The following is a 532-nucleotide window of genomic DNA, read 5'->3' on the forward strand; positions in this document are numbered from 1 at the left end:
GCGTCCAGAAATGGACCTTCCCGAGCCGGTCGTTCATCATCCGGCCCGTGACCTTCGGGAACCAGAAGTAGGTGCCGCCGAAGGCGGCGAACACCACGGTCCCGAAGACGACGTAGTGGAAGTGGCCGACGACGAAGTAGCTGTCGCTGACGTGGAAGTCGATCGGCGGGCTGGCCAGCAGCACCCCGGTCAGGCCACCGAACAGGAAGGTCACCAGGAAACCGACCGCGAATAGCATCGGCGTCTCGAAGGTGAGCTGCCCGTGCCACATCGTGCCGATCCAGTTGAAGAACTTGATCCCGGTCGGCACCGCGATGAGGAACGACATCAGCGCGAAGAAGGGCAGCAGCACCGCGCCGGTGACGAACATGTGGTGCGCCCACACCACGACGGACAGGGCTCCGATGCCGATGGTGGCGAAGACCAGGCCCTTGTAGCCGAACAGCGGCTTGCGGGAGAAGACCGGCAGGATCTCGCTGATGACGCCGAAGAACGGCAGGGCGATGATGTAGACCTCGGGGTGGCCGAAGTA

Annotated in this window: 1 protein-coding gene; it reads right to left on the bottom strand. The window is 63.7% G+C overall.

Features of this window, described 5'->3' with window-relative positions; genetic code table 11:
* The coding region (locus AC08OU_RS24410; protein ID WP_476605915.1) for a cbb3-type cytochrome c oxidase subunit I at positions 1-532 on the bottom strand (532 nt) is incomplete at both ends.

This window comes from Frankia sp. CcMO1, assembly GCF_977945845.1.